This window comes from uncultured Williamsia sp. (assembly GCF_947494875.1).
Classification (GTDB): Bacteria; Actinomycetota; Actinomycetes; order Mycobacteriales; family Mycobacteriaceae; genus Williamsia_A.
Window position 1 is genome coordinate 115,814 of record NZ_CANLWM010000001.1, and the last position, 16,078, is coordinate 131,891.

General features: G+C 69.6%; 15 protein-coding genes and 1 pseudogene. 11 read left to right on the forward strand and 5 right to left on the reverse strand.

The window, feature by feature from the left end:
- The first annotated feature begins 80 nt into the window (after positions 1–80).
- Complete coding sequence (locus Q1A98_RS00565) at positions 81–1,487, forward strand: amidase (RefSeq protein WP_299569071.1); 1,407 nt, start codon at positions 81–83, stop codon at positions 1,485–1,487.
- Positions 1,488–1,504: 17 nt separating this feature from the next.
- Here the strand turns inward: Q1A98_RS00565 and Q1A98_RS00570 are convergent, their stop codons facing one another.
- On the reverse strand, positions 1,505–2,101 hold the full coding sequence (locus Q1A98_RS00570) for a TetR/AcrR family transcriptional regulator (RefSeq protein ID WP_299569073.1): 597 nt from the start codon (positions 2,099–2,101) through the stop codon (positions 1,505–1,507).
- 36 nt (positions 2,102–2,137) lie between these two features.
- Between Q1A98_RS00570 and Q1A98_RS00575 the strand changes: the two are divergent.
- Positions 2,138–3,040: pseudogene (locus tag Q1A98_RS00575) on the forward strand (DMT family transporter); the annotation flags it as partial.
- Between the two features lie 15 nt (positions 3,041–3,055).
- Here the strand turns inward: Q1A98_RS00575 and Q1A98_RS00580 are convergent.
- Positions 3,056–3,478: a hypothetical protein gene (locus tag Q1A98_RS00580; RefSeq protein ID WP_299570458.1), complete on the reverse strand. Its 423-nt coding sequence runs from the start codon at positions 3,476–3,478 to the stop codon at positions 3,056–3,058.
- Between the two features lie 103 nt (positions 3,479–3,581).
- On the opposite strand from Q1A98_RS00580, the gene Q1A98_RS00585 reads away from it, so the two are divergent.
- Positions 3,582–4,457 carry an alpha/beta hydrolase gene (locus tag Q1A98_RS00585; protein ID WP_299569075.1) on the forward strand — a complete coding sequence of 292 codons (876 nt, stop codon included), beginning with the start codon at positions 3,582–3,584 and terminating at the stop codon, positions 4,455–4,457.
- Here the strand turns inward: Q1A98_RS00585 and Q1A98_RS00590 are convergent.
- On the reverse strand, positions 4,454–5,536 hold the full coding sequence (locus Q1A98_RS00590) for a DNA polymerase domain-containing protein (RefSeq protein ID WP_299569077.1): 1,083 nt from the start codon (positions 5,534–5,536) through the stop codon (positions 4,454–4,456). The two genes, Q1A98_RS00585 and Q1A98_RS00590, sit on opposite strands and share 4 nt — an antisense overlap.
- A 69-nt stretch (positions 5,537–5,605) precedes the next feature.
- Here Q1A98_RS00590 and Q1A98_RS00595 point away from each other — a divergent pair, with 69 nt between their 5' ends.
- The 7 genes from Q1A98_RS00595 (at position 5,606) to gluQRS (ending at position 12,945) form a co-directional block, all read left to right on the forward strand.
- Positions 5,606–6,676 (forward strand): ATP-dependent DNA ligase, encoded by a 1,071-nt coding sequence (locus Q1A98_RS00595; RefSeq protein ID WP_299569079.1) that lies wholly within the window; start codon positions 5,606–5,608, stop codon positions 6,674–6,676.
- Positions 6,673–7,113 carry an NUDIX domain-containing protein gene (locus Q1A98_RS00600; RefSeq protein WP_299569081.1) on the forward strand — a complete coding sequence of 147 codons (441 nt, stop codon included), beginning with the start codon at positions 6,673–6,675 and terminating at the stop codon, positions 7,111–7,113. The genes Q1A98_RS00595 and Q1A98_RS00600 overlap by 4 nt, the downstream gene beginning before the upstream one ends.
- A gap of 9 nt (positions 7,114–7,122) precedes the next feature.
- Complete coding sequence (locus Q1A98_RS00605; protein WP_299569082.1) at positions 7,123–7,956, forward strand: TIGR03854 family LLM class F420-dependent oxidoreductase; 834 nt, start codon at positions 7,123–7,125, stop codon at positions 7,954–7,956.
- Between the two features lie 217 nt (positions 7,957–8,173).
- Positions 8,174–9,133: a ferritin-like domain-containing protein gene (locus tag Q1A98_RS00610; RefSeq protein WP_299569083.1), complete on the forward strand. Its 960-nt coding sequence runs from the start codon at positions 8,174–8,176 to the stop codon at positions 9,131–9,133.
- Positions 9,134–9,567: 434 nt separating this feature from the next.
- On the forward strand, positions 9,568–10,269 hold the full coding sequence (locus tag Q1A98_RS00615; RefSeq protein ID WP_299569085.1) for a hypothetical protein: 702 nt from the start codon (positions 9,568–9,570) through the stop codon (positions 10,267–10,269).
- Between the two features lie 130 nt (positions 10,270–10,399).
- A complete protein-coding gene (locus tag Q1A98_RS00620; RefSeq protein ID WP_299569087.1) occupies positions 10,400–12,040 on the forward strand; it encodes an SMP-30/gluconolactonase/LRE family protein in 1,641 nt (546 codons plus the stop codon).
- Positions 12,037–12,945 carry a tRNA glutamyl-Q(34) synthetase GluQRS gene (gene gluQRS / locus Q1A98_RS00625; protein WP_299569088.1) on the forward strand — a complete coding sequence of 303 codons (909 nt, stop codon included), beginning with the start codon at positions 12,037–12,039 and terminating at the stop codon, positions 12,943–12,945. The genes Q1A98_RS00620 and gluQRS overlap by 4 nt, the downstream gene beginning before the upstream one ends.
- A gap of 4 nt (positions 12,946–12,949) precedes the next feature.
- On the opposite strand, the gene Q1A98_RS00630 is transcribed toward gluQRS, so the two are convergent.
- A complete protein-coding gene (locus Q1A98_RS00630; RefSeq protein ID WP_299569090.1) occupies positions 12,950–13,855 on the reverse strand; it encodes a hypothetical protein in 906 nt (301 codons plus the stop codon).
- Between the two features lie 188 nt (positions 13,856–14,043).
- On the opposite strand from Q1A98_RS00630, the gene Q1A98_RS00635 reads away from it, so the two are divergent.
- Entirely contained in the window at positions 14,044–14,781 is a 738-nt protein-coding gene (locus tag Q1A98_RS00635; protein WP_299569092.1) for an RDD family protein, read from the forward strand.
- A gap of 36 nt (positions 14,782–14,817) precedes the next feature.
- Here Q1A98_RS00635 and tgt read toward each other — a convergent pair whose 3' ends face one another.
- Positions 14,818–16,059 carry a tRNA guanosine(34) transglycosylase Tgt gene (gene tgt, locus Q1A98_RS00640; RefSeq protein ID WP_299569093.1) on the reverse strand — a complete coding sequence of 414 codons (1,242 nt, stop codon included), beginning with the start codon at positions 16,057–16,059 and terminating at the stop codon, positions 14,818–14,820.
- Between the last annotated feature and the right edge of the window lie 19 nt (positions 16,060–16,078).

Consider the following 16,078-nt stretch of genomic DNA (forward strand, 5'->3'; position numbering starts at 1 on the left):
CGATGTTGGCTCGGCGCAGATGGCGGAGCACCGTCGACACCACACCCCACAGCGCACGACGACCCCGAAGGAAAGCCCTCATGGACGACGACCTCGTGTACCGCGACGCCACCGACCTCGCAGCACTGATCCGCTCGCGGGAGGTGTCGTCGGTGGAGATCGTGCAGGCTCACCTCGACAGGATCGAGGCTGTGAACCCGTCGATCAACGCCGTTGTCACGCTGAATGACTCGGCACTGGCCGCGGCACGCGCCGCAGACGAGGCGGTCGCTTCGGGCACCGATGTCGGCCCGCTGCACGGCGTCCCGTTCACGGTGAAGGACTCCATCGACACCGCCGGGGTGCTCACGCAGCGCGGCTCGCCGATCTTCGGCGGGCGGGTTCCGACCGCCGACGCCACGAGTGTCGCCAGGATGAGAGCCGCCGGCGCGGTGTTGCTCGCCAAGACCAACCTTCCCGAGTTCTCGTACTCGACGGAGAGCAACAACCTGCTGACCGGCCGGACCAACAACCCGTGGAACCTGGACCGGACGCCGGGAGGGTCGAGCGGCGGGGAGTCCGCCGCGATCGCGGCCGGGATGAGCCCGATCGGACTCGGCACCGACCTCGCGATCTCGGTGCGTGGACCCGCTGCGCAGACCGGCATCGTTGCACTGAAGCCGACGCACGGACGTATCCCGATGACCGGCGTGTGGCCGCGGGTCCCTCGACGGGACTGGCACGTCGGGCCGATGGCGCGGTCCATCCGCGACCTCGCGCTCGGGTACTCGCTGATGGCCGGGCCCGACGGGCGCGACGCATTCGCCGACACACCCGCAGACCTCGACACCGGTGTGGGCGCCGGCTCCGGGAGGCCACTGCGCGTCGGATGGTTCACCGACTCCGGGCTCGGTCCGGTCGACCCCGAGGTCGCCGCCACCGTTCGCGCCGCCGCACAGGCCCTGCAGGACGCCGGCGCCCACGTCGAGCCGGTGACGATCGCCGCCCTGGAGCGGGACAACCCGCTCGCCGCCTTCAACAAGCAACACGTCATGGAGCTCAAACCCGCCATGGCCGAGGTGATCTCGGGTCACGAGGACGAGATGTTCACCATGTCGCGGGCGATGCTCGCGACCCCGGACACCTCGATCCAGGATTACGTCGACGCCGAGCAGGCGTTCGAGCGGATCCGCGACGGCTACACCGAGTACTTCCGTCACTTCGACGCGGTGCTGCTCCCGGTCCTCCCGCTCCCTGCGCACGCCCATGGCCTGTCGGAGCTCGTCGTCGACGGTCAGACCGTCGACGCGACGCATGTCCAGGCGTACACGGTCCAGTTCAACATCACCGGGATGCCTGCGCTGTCGATGCGATTCGGCACGAGCGGCGACGGGCTGCCCATCGGTGTACAGATCGCCGCGGCTCGGCACGCGGAATCGACGGTGCTGCAGGTGGCGTCATTGCTGGAGAGCGTCAGCCCGGTTCGCGGACTCCACCCGCAGCTGTAGGCGGTACGGCAGGTCCCCTACGCGACCGGGCCCGGGGAGGCGGCGGCCATCAGCCGGACGGCCGCCTCTCGCGCGCTGCCCCAGGGATCGGATCCGACGCCGACGCCGTGGGCCACCAACGCCCCCTCGTGCAGGGCGAGGACCGCCTCGGCGAGACCGTCGTCGGTCACCCCGGCGTCGGCGACGATGCCGCGGAAGAGGTCGAGCAGTTCCTGTTTCTGCGCGGCGACCACCTTCGCCACCGCATGGGAGGGATCGCTGAACTCCGCGTGGGCGTTGGTGAATCCGCATCCGCGCCCGCCGTCGCTGTCGGACCAACCGGCCGACGCGTCGAAGACCGCGCGGAGCCGTCCGATCGGATCCGGCCCGGCGGCGTCGAGGGCCTCGTCTCGCACCGCCCGCCAACGACGATCCCGACCGTGCAGATACTGCTCGACGAGGACGTCCTTCGACCCGAACCGGTCATAGAGGGTCCGCTTCGTGACGCCGGCCTCCTCGGCGATCGTGTCGACGCCGACCGCGTGGATCCCCCGCTCGTAGAACAGTCGCGACGCGGTCTCGAGGATGCGCCGGGCTCCGGGAGTGAGTTCGGGGACGACCTGCTGCGAGCTCATGGACACCGACTATACCGATCTGTAAGGTCGGCGCCCATGAGAGGTTCACAGATCGGTGAAGTCAGAGGGCGGGTGTCGGTCCGCACGGCGGCGACCTGCGGGTTGTCCGCTCTGTTCGTGCTGTGCTGGAGCTCGGGGTTCATCGGTGCGAAGCTCGGCGCCGCGGACGCCGACGTGGCGACGGTCCTGATGTGGCGCTTCCTGCCGCTCGCCGCGGTGCTCGCCCTACCCGCGTGGTGGCTGGCCCGTCGGCGCGGGGAGGTACCGGGCCGGCGGTCACTCGCCCGACAGGTGACGATCGGACTGCTCTCCCAGAGCGGCTACCTGCTGTCCGTCTACTGGGCGATCGCGCTGGGGGTCAACACCGGTACGACGGCGCTGGTCGACGGGATCCAACCGCTGGTTGCGGCAGCCCTCCTCGGACCCGTTCTCGGCGTCGCGGTCTCGGGCCGTCAGTGGGTCGGGTTGGTACTCGGGCTCGCAGGGGTCGCCCTCGTGACGCTCGCCGACGCCGGAAGCAACGCGGTCGCTCCGTGGTGGTCGTATGCCGTCCCGGTCGCCGGGATGCTCGCACTCGTCGGCGCCACGTTCGTGGAGCGGCGCGACTCCGACCCGGTGTCGCCGCTCACTGCGATGGCGATCCACTGCTGCACCAGCGCAATCGTTTTCGCGATTCTCGCCGTGGTCACCGGTCGGGCGGTCCCGCCCGGCGACGGGTCGTTCTGGGTGGCCATGGCGTGGCTCGTGGTGCTGCCGACCTTCGGTGGCTACGGCCTGTACTGGCTGCTCCTGCGACGGGTCGGTGTGACCCGCGTGAACACGCTGATGTTCCTGATGGCGCCGGTGACCGCGGTCTGGGGCGCCCTGGCGTTCGGCGAGTCGTTCACCGTGACGACGGCGGTCGGGATGGCGATCGGGGTGGTGGCGGTCGGCGTGGTCGCCGCGAGCGGGCGATCAGACGGCGTCGCGGACCCCGGACCGGCGGTCGCGCAGGGCGGCCCACGCCCCGGTGCACCACAGCGCCCAGGCCACGAGCAGCGGTTGGAAGAACAGTCGGATCAGCCGGGCGGTGTCGGTGTCGAGCCCGAACGCGTCTCGGTGGTCGACGTATTGGGCGATGTTGCCCGGGAACACCGCGACGAAGAACGCCGCCACGATCCACCCCATGACCACCGTGTGGCGGTACAGCAGTAGAAGCGCGACGCCGAGGACGATCTCGACGACACCCGACGCGACCACCACGAACCCGGTGTCGAGCGGGACCCAGCCCGGGACCTGCGCGTCGAACGTGTCGCGCGCGAAGGTGAGGTGCGCGGTGCCCGCGAAGATCAGGAACCCGCCGAGGACGCCTCGGGCGAAACTGCGCAACCAGGGCACGAGAACTCCTGTCACCGGGGACCTGTGCTCACACGGTAGGTGCACGGCCGCGTCGTCGACAGCGCATGCTGACAACAGGCCGGGTGACGGTGAGGAGGTCGTGGTGCTGAGCAGCCGAGCCGACTGGACAGCAGGTGGACAGGTCGCCTCGCTGGTGCCGGGGAGATCGATCTTCTGGCGCCGCGACGGCGACCCCGATGGCGATCCCGTCACCCTGCTCCATGGGTTCCCGACGTCGTCTCACGACTGGGAACCGATGATCCCAGCGCTCACCGCAGCGGGATTCGCCGTCACCACCGTCGACCTGCTCGGCTTCGGGGCGAGCGACAAACCCACCGACCACCGGTTCTCCATCATGGAACAGGCATCGATCGTGGAGGCCCTGTGGGAGCACTGTGGTGTCGACGGGACGGCCGTGATGGCTCACGACTACAGCGTCACCGTCGCCCAGGAACTCCTCGCGCGTGATCCGGCGCGCATCACGTCAATGACGTTCCTGAACGGCGGCGTCTACCCCGACCTCCATCGACCGATCCTGGTGCAGCGGCTCCTGCGCAGCCCGCTGGGCCGCATCCTCGGACGGTTCAGCTCGGAACGGATGTTCCGCGCCGCCATGGACGCCATCACCGCCGAGCCGCTCGCTCGCGAGGACCTGCACGAGCTGTGGCTCGACATCAGCACCGCCGGCGGGCAGAGGATCCAGCACGACCTGTTGCGCTACATCGACGACCGACGGCAGCACGCCGCGCGGTGGACCGCCGCGATGGAGTCCTATTCGGGCCCCGTCCACTGCATCTGGGGCCCCGAGGACCCCATCAGCGGCGCCCAAGTCCTCGAGCGACTGCGGACACGGATGCCGCGTGCCGAGTTCACCGCGCTCAGCGGGGTCGGCCACTACCCACACCTCGAGGACTCGCCCGCGGTCGCCGAGGCGATGGTCGCCTTCCTCGCGGCGCACAGGCCGCAGTCGCGCCCCTAACCGTCGATCCGGTTGCCGTCGGCGTCCCAGTGCTCGGCCACCTTCTTCGACGGCTGCACGCGCGGCGGCTCGCCGGGCATCTTCGGGTAGTCCGGCGGGAAGTTGAGCTCCCCGCCGGGCAGGGTCTCCCACAGCTCCAGCAGCGGGTCCAGCGAGTAGGCGGTGTCGTTCATACCCGCCCAGGGGTCGCCGTCGGCGACGTACTCCGGGACGGTGAAGAGGTTGTAGGCGGTGGGATCGTCCGTGTCGGCCAAGCGATCCCACGTCATCGGCGTCGAGACCGGCGCGCCGGGGCGCGGTCGCAGACTCCACGCGCTCGCGATGGTGCGGTCGCGGTTGTTCTGGTTGTAGTCGATGAACAACCGCTCACCGCGCTCCTCCTTCCACCACGCCGTGGTGACACTGTCGTCCCGGCGCTCGAGCTCGCGACCGAACCCGATCGCGGCGTGCCGGACGTCCTCGAACGAGCGCACGGGTTCGATACGGACGTAGATGTGGATGCCGCGGTTGCCGCTCGTCTTCGGGTACCCGCGCAGGCCGAGCTCCTCGAGCAGCTCCCCCGCCACCAGCGCGACGCGCCGTGCGTCGGTGAACGTCGTGCCCGGCTGAGGGTCGATGTCGATGCGGAGTTCATCGGGGTGGTCGACGTCGTCGCGTGTGCACGGCCACGGGTGGAAGGTCAGCGTCCCCATCTGCGCGGCCCACACCGCGGCCGCCGGCTCGTGCGGACACAGTTCGTCGATCGGTCGGCGGCCGGGGGTGTAGACGCGGACGGTCTCGAGCCAGTCGGGTGCGCCCTTCGGCAGGCGCTTCTGATAGAAGCCGTCGGCCTCGCGGTCCTGGGTGCTGGTGGCGAGTTTCATGCCCTCGCGCCACCCGCTGGGCCACCGCTCCATGGCGAGGGGTCGGTGCCCGATCGCACCCATGAGGGGGTCACCCATCGTGGCGAAGTACTCGCACACCTGGAGCTTGGTCACCTCGGGTGTCGCGTCGGTGGCGTCGTAGACGACGCGGTCGGGGCTCGAGACCCGGACCTCACGATCACCCACCGTGACGGTGGTCGCCGGGGCTTTGGCCATGGGTCCACGCTATCGGTGCGTGGGCCCGAGTGGGCACGGCTCGCCATCTCGGTGCGCCACAATGGCGGGGTGGATCTCCCCGTGATGCCTCCCGTCTCACCGATGCTGGCCAAGCCGGTGAAGTCCATGCCTGCGGACGCCTCCTACGAACCGAAATGGGATGGGTTCCGCAGCATCTGTTTCCGCGACGGCGACGACGTCGAACTCGGCAGCCGCAACGAGCGACCCCTCACCCGCTACTTCCCCGAGGTGGTCGCGGCGGCGCTCGCCGAGTTGCCCCTGCGGTGTGTCATCGACGGTGAGATCGTGGTCGCCACCGACCACGGACTCGATTTCGAGGCGCTGCAACAGCGCATCCACCCCGCGGACTCGCGCGTGCGGATGCTGTCGGAGAAGACCCCCGCGGCGTTCATCGCGTTCGACCTGCTGGCTCTCGGCGACGAGGACTACACGTCGCGACCGTTCACCGAACGCCGCGCCGCGCTCGTCGACGCCCTGGGCGGCGTCGGGCCGAGCTTCCACGTCACCCCCGCCACCACCGACGCCGACGTCGCCCAGACCTGGTTCTCCGACTTCGAGGGCGCGGGCCTCGACGGCGTCATCGCGAAGCCGTTCGACGTGACCTATCAGCCGGACAAACGCGTGATGTTCAAGGTGAAACACGAACGCACCGCCGACTGCGTCGTCGCCGGCTACCGCGTGCACAAGTCCGGTCCCGACGCGATCGGGTCACTGATGCTGGGGCTCTACACCGACAGCGGTTCGCTGGCGTCGGTCGGTGTGATCGGTGCGTTCCCGATGGCCAAGCGGCGCAGCCTGTACGAAGAACTGCAGCCACTCGTCACGACGTTCGACGACCACCCGTGGAACTGGGCGGCGACCGAGGCGGGTCAGCAGACACCGGGCCGTAACGCCGGGTCGCGATGGAACTCCGGCAAGGACCTGTCGTTCGTGCCGCTGCAACCCGAGCGCGTCGTCGAGGTGCGTTACGACCACATGGAGGGTGAGCGGTTCCGGCACACAGCCCAGTTCAACCGCTGGCGCCCCGACCGGGACCCCCGCTCGTGCACCTACGAGCAGCTCGAGCAGCCCGTCACCTTCCGCCTCGACGACATCGTTCCGGGGCTCGGGTCGTCGTGAGCGCGGCGATTCGTCCCATCGCCCTGGCACTCGTCCGGCGACCGACCGACGGCGCACTCCTGGTGACGGGCCACGGCATGGACTCCGACGACCCCCGCGTGCGACCCGTCGGCGGGGGCATCGAGTTCGGCGAGTCCGCGCGCGTCGCGCTCGACCGCGAGCTCCGCGAGGAACTCGGCGTCGGCGTCCGCGACGCCGAGCTGCTCAGCGTGTTCGAGAGCATCTTCACCGTCGACGGCGTGACCGGACACGAGATCGTCTCCGCCTTCCGCACCACCGTCGACGACCCCGCGCTGTACGTCCGCGACCACTTCCCCATCCTCGACGCACCCCACGAGATCGCGTTCTGGTGGCGACCCGGCATCGACCGCGGGCGCCTCGTCCCCGAGGCGATCGTCGGGCTCGACGACGACACCGACCGCAGCCGGCCGGTGTAGGAAGAACGTGTGAGCATTCGTTTCGGCATCGGGGTCGGCGGCAACCTCACTCCCCCCGAGCTGCCCGGTCTGGTGGACAGGCTCGAGACCGACGGTGTCGACTCACTGTGGTTCTCCGAGTTGGTCCATTCGCCCGCCGTCGACCCGTTCGTCGGCATGGCGTTCGCCGCCTCGCGCACCACGAGGCTGAAGGTCGGGACGTCGGTCGCGATCCTCCCCGGCCGCCAGCCGGTCCTCGTCGCCAAACAGCTGATCTCGTTGTCGGCGTTGGCCCCTCGTCGGATCCTGCCCGTCTTCGGACTGCAGCCCGCTCTGCCCGACGACCGTGACCTGTTCCCCGTCCACGGTCGGCGCGGAGACGTGTTCGACGAGTCGCTGCGGCAGCTGCGCACTGCTCTCGACAGCGACGACATCCGTCAGGGAACCCCCGGTTCGCTCGACATCTGGTTGGGCGGCCGGGCACCGGCGGCGTTCCGGAGGATCGGGACTCTCGGCGACGGGTGGCTCGGGAGCTTCCTCACCCCCGCCGAGGCGGAGGCAGGTGTGTCCGCGATCCGTGCCGCGGCCGCAGACGCCGGGCGTCAGGTCGACGACGACCACTTCGGCATCACGCTGCTCGTCACCGACGGAGACCATCCCGACGAGGTGATGCGACGGATCGGAGCGCAGCGGCCCGACGTCGACCCGCGCGAGCTCGTCGCCACCGACTGGCCGTCGCTGCACAAGCTGATCGACCACCACATCGCCGCCGGTCTCAGCAAGTTCGTCATCGTCTCCGCCGGCGGTGACATCACGTCCTTCGTCGACCGGTTCGTCGGCGAGCTGCTCCCGCGCCAGAACTGATCGCGAGGCGCGGCCGGCGGCCGAATGCCCGGTTTCGGCGACCACGGCTCATTGTGTTCGGTGCAGTCACCTCGATGGATTGGTCCTCGAATCAGTTTGTTCTCGTTGCCGATTCCGTTGCCTCACCTGTGCTTTAGTGGCGAAGCGTCCTGGATCGGTTGGGGGCGTCTCGCGGCGGCCGGCCGGTCGCCTGCCCGCCACCATCAGGGGAATTCCTATGTTCGATCGCAAGTTCATCGCGTCTGCCATCGACAACAGCGCCGAGAACGGCGTCGACCGCCGCAGGTTCATGCGCGCCGCCGGCCTGACCGGGCTCGGCGCGACCGCCGCGATGGTCGCCGGCACCGCCGTCGCCCAGGCGGGTGGCCCGCCCATCCCGCCGCAGGCCGGCGACTTCGTCCCGCCGCCCGTCGGGCCGATCACCGACGGCGCGATCCTCAACTTCGCGCTGAATCTCGAGTACCTGGAGGCGGAGTTCTACCACCGCGCGGTGTTCGGTACCGGCATCCCCGCCAACCTGCTGCCGGGCAAGGGCCGTTTCGGTCAGGTGACGGGTGGTCGCAAGGTGTCATTCGCGACGCCGGCGGTTGCCGCGTACGCGAAGGAGATCGCCCAGGACGAGCTCGCGCACGTCGCGTTCCTGCGCAAGGCGCTCGGCAGCGCGGCCGTCGCGCGTCCGGCGATCGATCTGGATGCCAGCTTCACCGCAGCCGCGAAGGCGGCGGGACTGGTCAGTGGCAACCAGCGGTTCGACGCCTTCGCCAACGAGGACAATTTTCTGCTGGCATCCTTCGTCTTCGAGGACGTGGGGGTCACCGCGTACAAGGGTGCTGCGCCGCTGGTGCAGAACAAGACGTACCTCGATGCCGCGGCGGGCATCCTCGCCGTCGAGGCCTACCACGCAGGGATCATCCGGACCAGCCTGTACAACAAGGGACTGATCTCCGAGGCCAACGCCATCTCGACTGCCCGCGACAGCCTCGACGGACCGCAGGACGACGACCAGGGGATCACCCAGAACGGCGTGGCCAATCTGGTTCCGACGGATGCCAACGCGCTCGCGTTCGGCCGCACTCCGTTCCAAGTGCTCAACGTCGTGTACCTCAACCCGAAGCCGGCGAACCGCGGCGGCTTCTTCCCTGTCGGCGTGAACGGTGCGTTGAACTTCAGCCTCTGACGGGGATCGCGACACACGGACCCGCTCCACGCCGTCGAAGGATCACAGATCGGCGTTCCGCCAGACCAATCCGCAAGCAGGTCGGGGACGAACCACATCTGTATCGGGCGAGGTCGAGGACGCTGTCCCGCTCCCGCAACGCAGCACCTCCGAGTTCGATGCGTCGGCAACGCTTTTCGTCTCTTTCGTGCGTTGGTTCAATACTGCGGGCCGCTGTTCCGTTGGGGAATGGTCGCGGTCCGCACGTGGGTGGCCCGGCGGACCCGGGCCACCCACACCCGGTGAGGCCTACGAAAAGAAGTTCTCCCCTTCACCAAGCCGCAACACATCGTGCTCCGAATGACTCATCAACGCCTCGCCGAGACATTCCCGGCGAGCGCGGACGATCAGTGGCGGTCCGCGTCACAAGAACCCAACGCAAGGACACTCATCCCATGAAGATCTCGTATCGCAAGACCGTGGTCGCCGCGGCCATCGCCGCCGTCGCCATCCTCCCCGCCGCCGCCTGCTCCAGCGACGACTCGTCCTCGGGCAGCTCGTCGTCCACCGCCGCGTCGGCCTCCGCCCCGGAATCGTCTGCCGCACAGAGCACCCCGGCACCGGTGGCCACCGTCCCGGCCCTCACCGGTCGCGACACCGCCGTCGCCCTGGACACCGGCTTCACCGACGCCCTCACCGCCCTCAAGCTCACCCCCGGCGTGGTCGGCGGCGCCAAGCTCGAGAACGGCTCGCTGGTCTTCCCGATCACCGGCGGCAACGTCACCTACTACACGCCCGGATCGATCCAGCCCTACGTGCAGGGCATCATCAACCACCAGGGCGCCGGGTTCTCCCTCACCGGTGGCGGCAAGACCGTCGACATCACCAACCTGACCATCGACCCGGGCACCTCCAAGCTCATGGCCGACGTCAGCGTCGACGGCACCGTCGCCGCCACCCAGGCGATCGTGTTCGACCTCGACGGCAGCACCCTCAAGCCGCTGCAGACCAACCCCGACGGCACCGCCGTCCTCGAGGGCACCCGCGTGCTGATCTCCGAGACAGCAGCCGGCCTGCTCAACCAGACCTTCGCGACCGACGCCGTCAAGGCCGGCCTGCTCGTGGGCATCGCGAAGATCACCATCAACACCAAGTGACACACACCGACTCCGGTCGGTGAACGCACCAGTTCGGCGGCCACGTTCTCGTGGCCGCCGGATTGCGTTCCGACGTGTGTGAGACCCCGCCCTAGACTCGACGGGGTTGTCGCGACGAGGAGGACGCAGAGTGCAGCACCCGTGGCGCCCGGCGTTGCGCTCCGCGTCCGGCGCGGTCGCGCTGGAGTGGTGGACCCCGAACGACGCCCGGACCGCCGACTGGTGGGTGGAGGCGTACGCCCAACGGATCGCGCGCATCGCCGATGCCGACGAGGTGGCGGTCCATCACCTCGAGGGTGGACTGGTCCTGGCCGAGGTGGTCGCGCCGTCGCGTGTAGGTCCGGACCCCACCGACCTCGCCCGTGGCCCGTACGAGACCCGCGTGCCCATGGCCGGCCAGGTGACCTCCCGAGGCGACGTGCTGACGACGATGTCTGAGGCGACGGTGCACGGACGCGCGATTCTGGTGACAGCCCACGACCCCCGCGGCGCCGCCGCGCGGCGCTCGACTCTCTGCGACCGGGTGCTCCCCGCTCTGCATGCCGCACCCGGTGTCCGCGGTGTGCGGGCGCACCTCACCGACGGCCGGCAGGGAGAGTCGATCCTGGGCGACGTGGTGGTCGTCGAGGCTCGCGACACCGACTGCGCGCTGGCCGCCGTGCACGCAGCCGTCGACGCGTTCGGCGCCGACCTCGCAGACCCCCGCACCCACCGTGTCGTGACGACGCAGATCCTCCGCGAAGGTGGGCGGCCGCTCCTACCCGCCGAGCGGCCGGTGGACAAGCCCCGACTCGATCCCCGACGCCGCCCGGCTCCCCCGCCCTCACCGGTGTCGACGACGAGAGCGCTGCCGCCCGCACGGACCATCGAACTCCCCGCCGGTTTCGCCGAGGACGTGGTCGTCGACGGTGCGGGGCAGCTGCTGTGCGGCGTCGACGGCGGCGCGATCCTGCGGATCGATCCCGAGACGCACACCGCCACCACGGTGGCGTCGACCGGCGGACGGCCCCTCGGACTCGAACACCGTTCCGACGACACGCTTCTCGTCTGTGACGCGCACCTCGGCCTACTGCACCTCGATCTCACCACAGGCGAGATCGCCACCCTCACCCGATTCGTCGACTCACGCCCCCTGCGGTTCTGCTCGAACGCGACGACCCTGCCCGACGGCACCATCTGGTTCACCGAGTCGACGACACGCTTCGACTTCGAACACCACCGCGGGTCGATGATGGAGAACCGCCCATCCGGTCGCCTGCTGCGCCGCAGCCCGGACGGCAGCGTCACCGTGATCCGCGACGACCTCTGGTTCGCGAACGGCATCACCGCGACCCCCGACGGCACCGGCCTCATGGTGGTCGAGACCGCCGGCCACCGCGTGAACCGCTTCGCGCTGACGGGAACCCGTGCCGGCGCTGTGGACGTGGTGACCGCCGGGCTGCCCGGCTTCCCCGACAACATGTCCGACTTCCGCACCGGCCGGTCGTGGATCCCGCTGACGAACCCGCGGATGCGCGCACTCGAGATGCTCGGCACCAAACCGCGATGGGTCTCCGAGGTGGCCTGGCGCATCCCCGATCGCCTCCGCCCCGAGCCCGAGCACACCGTCTGGGCGGTGGCGATCGACGACCACGGCGACATCGTCGACGAGGTGCACGGAGCCCACCCCGACTTCCACACCGCCACCGGAGCCGTCGAGGTGGGTGGAAAACTGTTCCTGTCCAGCGTGTTCTGTGCGCCGATGCTCGAGATCGACCTGGAGGCACGATGACCGGTGCGGGACGTTTCGCCCCCTCCCCCTCGGGCGACCTGCACATCGGCAACCTGCGCACAGCGCTGCTCGCCTGGCTGTTCGCCCGGTCGTCGGGGCGGGATTTCCTTCTGCGCATCGAGGACCTCGACGACCGGACCTCGAGCGACGTCGCACAGCGACAGATCGCCGACCTCACCGCGATCGGCCTCGACTTCGACGGCGAACCCGTCGTGCAGTCGCAACGCCGCGACCGCTACGACGCGGTGATCGAGGAACTCACCGCCGCGGGGATGACGTTCGAGTGCTTCTGCACCCGCAAGGAGATCCTGTCCGCACCGCGGGCACCGCACTCGCCGCCGGGCGCCTACCCCGGGACCTGCCGCGACCTGACCGAGGACGAGCTGCGCGAGCGTCGCGCCTCCGAACGGCCACCGGCGATCCGATTGCGCTCCGACGTCACCCAGTTCACGATCCGTGACGACCTGTGCGGCGAGTTCACCGGCGTCGTGGACGATTTCGTCCTCCGTCGCGGCGACGGTGTGGCGGCCTACAACCTCGCGGTCGTCGTCGACGATGCCGACAGCGAGATCGACCAGGTGGTCCGTGCCGACGACCTGCTCAGCTCCACGCCCCGTCAGGCGTATCTGGCGCAGGTCCTCGACCGACCGATCCCCACCTACGCCCACGTCCCGTTGGTGCTCAACACCTTCGGGACGCGCTTGGCGAAACGTGACGGGGCCGTCACCCTCGCCAGCCTCACCTCGATCGGGGTCTCGTCCGATCGCGTCCGCGCCCAGCTGGCGGGGTCGCTCGGCCTCGGCGACGGATCCGAGACCCCCGACCCGGCGACCCTTCTCGCGAGGTTCGACCCGGCGAGGATCCCGGCCGGACCGTGGATCCTCGACCCGGTCGACCTCCTCTAGGCCCTCAGCCGAGCCTGACCGGCGCCACCGGCTTGTCGGTGAAGCGACGGAAGCCATAGGCCTGGGCGATCCCGGCGATCGGTGCGGTGATGACGGCTCCGATGTAGCAGAGGATGGCCCCGATCCCGCCGACGATCCCGCTGAGCAGCAACAGCACGAACGTGTCCGCGAACCGTGATGTCGTCAGGCGGAAACTCGCCGCAACCGCCTGCGTGGGCGACATGTCGTCGTCGATGGCGAAGGGGAGGGCGAACGCGAGCAGGAAGGCGGCGATGATCCCGGGCAGGTAGAAGAGCGCCAACCCGATGCCCACGATCACACCGACCAGCAGCGCCGTCAGCAAGACGCCGCCGGTGTTCCGGAATCGGAACATCGCGCCGAGCTGCGCCGGGGTACCGGCCACCTCCGACAGCGCACCGTTGACGCCCGCGGCCTGGAACGCGAAGAAGCCGAACACCGCGATCGCGAAGAACACGATGCTGACGAGCGTCACGAGAACCTGCGAGTCAGACGCGACGGACGCGAGGAGGACGAAAAAGTACAGGACGAACGCGATTGCGATGTACAGGAACTGCAGCACGTAGAAGCCGATCCATGTACCCGGGTTGGACTTGAACCGCTCCCAACCGACCGAGATCGCGTCACCGACGGTGTACGGCGGCGGGAACGCCGGCGCACCGGGCGCGCCGTAGGGGTTCGGCTGCCCGTAGGCGCCGGTGTAGGGCGGCGGGAAGGCTCCGGGCGGCTGTTGCCCGTACTGCGGCGGGGGATACGAACCCTGCGGCGGGGGATACGCACCAGGCGGAGGCGGGTACGAGCCCGGTGGCGGGTAGGAACCGGGAGGCGGCGGAGACCCGGCCGATCCCTCGTCGGACTGCTTGCGCAGCGGATCCTCGGGTGGCTGGGTCATCGTCGCTCTCCTCGACAGGTGGTCCATCCGGTCAGCTCAGAAGCGTAGAGCGTCGATGCCACGACCGCCGGTACACGACGGCCTTGTGTCCGCCGGACAGCGCGGGAAGAGCCGCTGCGCCCGATCCGTCTGATTTACCCTGGGACGGCAACCGCCACAACTGTGGCGCGCACACGAGAGGACCCGACATGACCGGACCGCAGCAGTACCCGGGCCAGCCCGAGGGACAGGACCCCGGGCACGGGCAGTCCCCCCAGTACGGCCAGGCACCCCAGTACGGGCAGGGCCCCGATCTGGGCAAGGGCGGGCAGCAGGCGAGCTACCCGCCGCCGGGCGCCTACCCGCCCCCGCAGGGCAGTTACCCGCCACCGGCCCAGGGCAACTATCCGCCCCAGCAGGGCAGCTTCCCGCCGCCCCCGCCGCCCGGGCAGTACGGCGCCCCCACCGAGCAGGGCATCTACTCGACCACCGGCCAGCCGGCGGGTGCCGGCCTGCGTCTGGTGGCCCGCATCCTCGACGGCCTGATCGTGGGCATCCCTGTCGCCATCGTCGAGTCGATCGCCGCCGTCGCAGGCGGGGCGGTCGTCGGCTACATCGTCGGCCTCATCCTCAGCGTCGCGGGCTTCGCCTACTTCGTCCTGCTGGAGTCGCGCAACGGCGCCACGCTGGGCAAGCGCATCCTGTCGCTGCGCACCGTCGGCCCCGACGGTGGTCTGCCGTCGCAGCAGGTGGCCATGCGCCGCAACGCGTTCATGCTGCTCGGCGTCATCTCCGCGCTGCTGAACTTCACGTTCATCCTGTCCGGACTCGTCGGCCTGGTGACCCTCGCGGTGTTCATCGCGCTCGGCGTCACCATCGCCAACGACCCCAACAAGCAGGGCTTCCACGACAAGTTCGCCGGCGGGACGCGCGTCGTCCGGGCCTGAACCCACCGCACCGCACGAACACCCGGCCGGTCCGCCTCAGGCGGGCCGGCCGGCGTAGTACCGGGCCAGGAACGCGTCGCGGAAGTCGGTGTAGGTGCCGTCCTCGATGGCAGCTCTCGCCCGGTCGACGAGGGTGACCACGAAGTGCTCGTTGTGGATCGTGCAGAGGGTGGAGGCCAACCCCTCCTTCGCACGGAACAGGTGATGGATGTACGCGCGGGTGTACGAGCTGGTGTAGTTCTCCAACTCGGGCTCGATGGGCCGGAAGTCGCGCTTGAACCGGCTGTTCGTGATGTTCACCCGTCCGTCGAACGTGTAGACGGCGCCATTGCGCGCGACCCGCGACGGGGAGACACAGTCGAAGGTGTCGGCGCCGTTCTCGATCGCGGTGAAGATGTCGTCGGGTTCGCTGATGCCCAGCAGGTGGCGCGGGAGGTCGTCGGGGAGCTCGTCGACGACCCACCCCACGATGGTGCCGAGGTTCGACTTCTCCAGGGCACCACCGATGCCATACCCGCCGAAACCCCGCCCCCCGTCGGCGATGTCGCGACGATGGAGCTCGACGAGACCGCGGGTCGCTTGTCGTCGCAGGTCCTCGTACTGCGCGCCCTGCACCACACCCCAGAGCGCCTGCGCCGGCCGGTGGGAGCGTTCGCGCGACTGCCGATTGTGTTCGGCCAGACAGCGTTCCGCCCACAGGCGGGTGCGCTCGACCGACGTCTCCTGGTAGCCACGGGTGTTCATCAGGGTGGTGAGCTCGTCGAACGCGAAGATGATGTCCGCGCCGAGCTGGTGCTGGATCTGCATCGACACCTCGGGCGTGAACCGGTGTGTCGTGCCGTCGAGATGCGACTTGAACGTCACGCCGTCGTCGTCGACCCGTGCCAGCCGCTCCTTACCCGGCGCGATGACGGCGTCGTCCTCCTGCCCGGAGACGTCCATCGCGATGACCTTCTTGAACCCGACACCCAGCGACATGACCTGGAACCCGCCGCTGTCGGTGAAGGTGGGGCCGGGCCAGTTCATGAACGCGCCCAGGCCGCCGGCCGCGTCGACGATGTCGGGCCCCGGCTGGAGGTAGAGGTGGTAGGCGTTGGCCAGCACCGCCTGCGCGCCGAGGTCCGCGACGGATTCCGGGAGGACGGTCTTCACCGTCGCCTTCGTCCCGACGGGCACGAATGCGGGCGTGCGGATGTCCCCGTGCGCGGTGTGGATGACGCCGGTGCGGCCGCGCGTCCCCGGCAGAGCGATGCCCGGGGTGAAAGGGGTGGACGTCACCCCAGGATCCTCCCAGGCC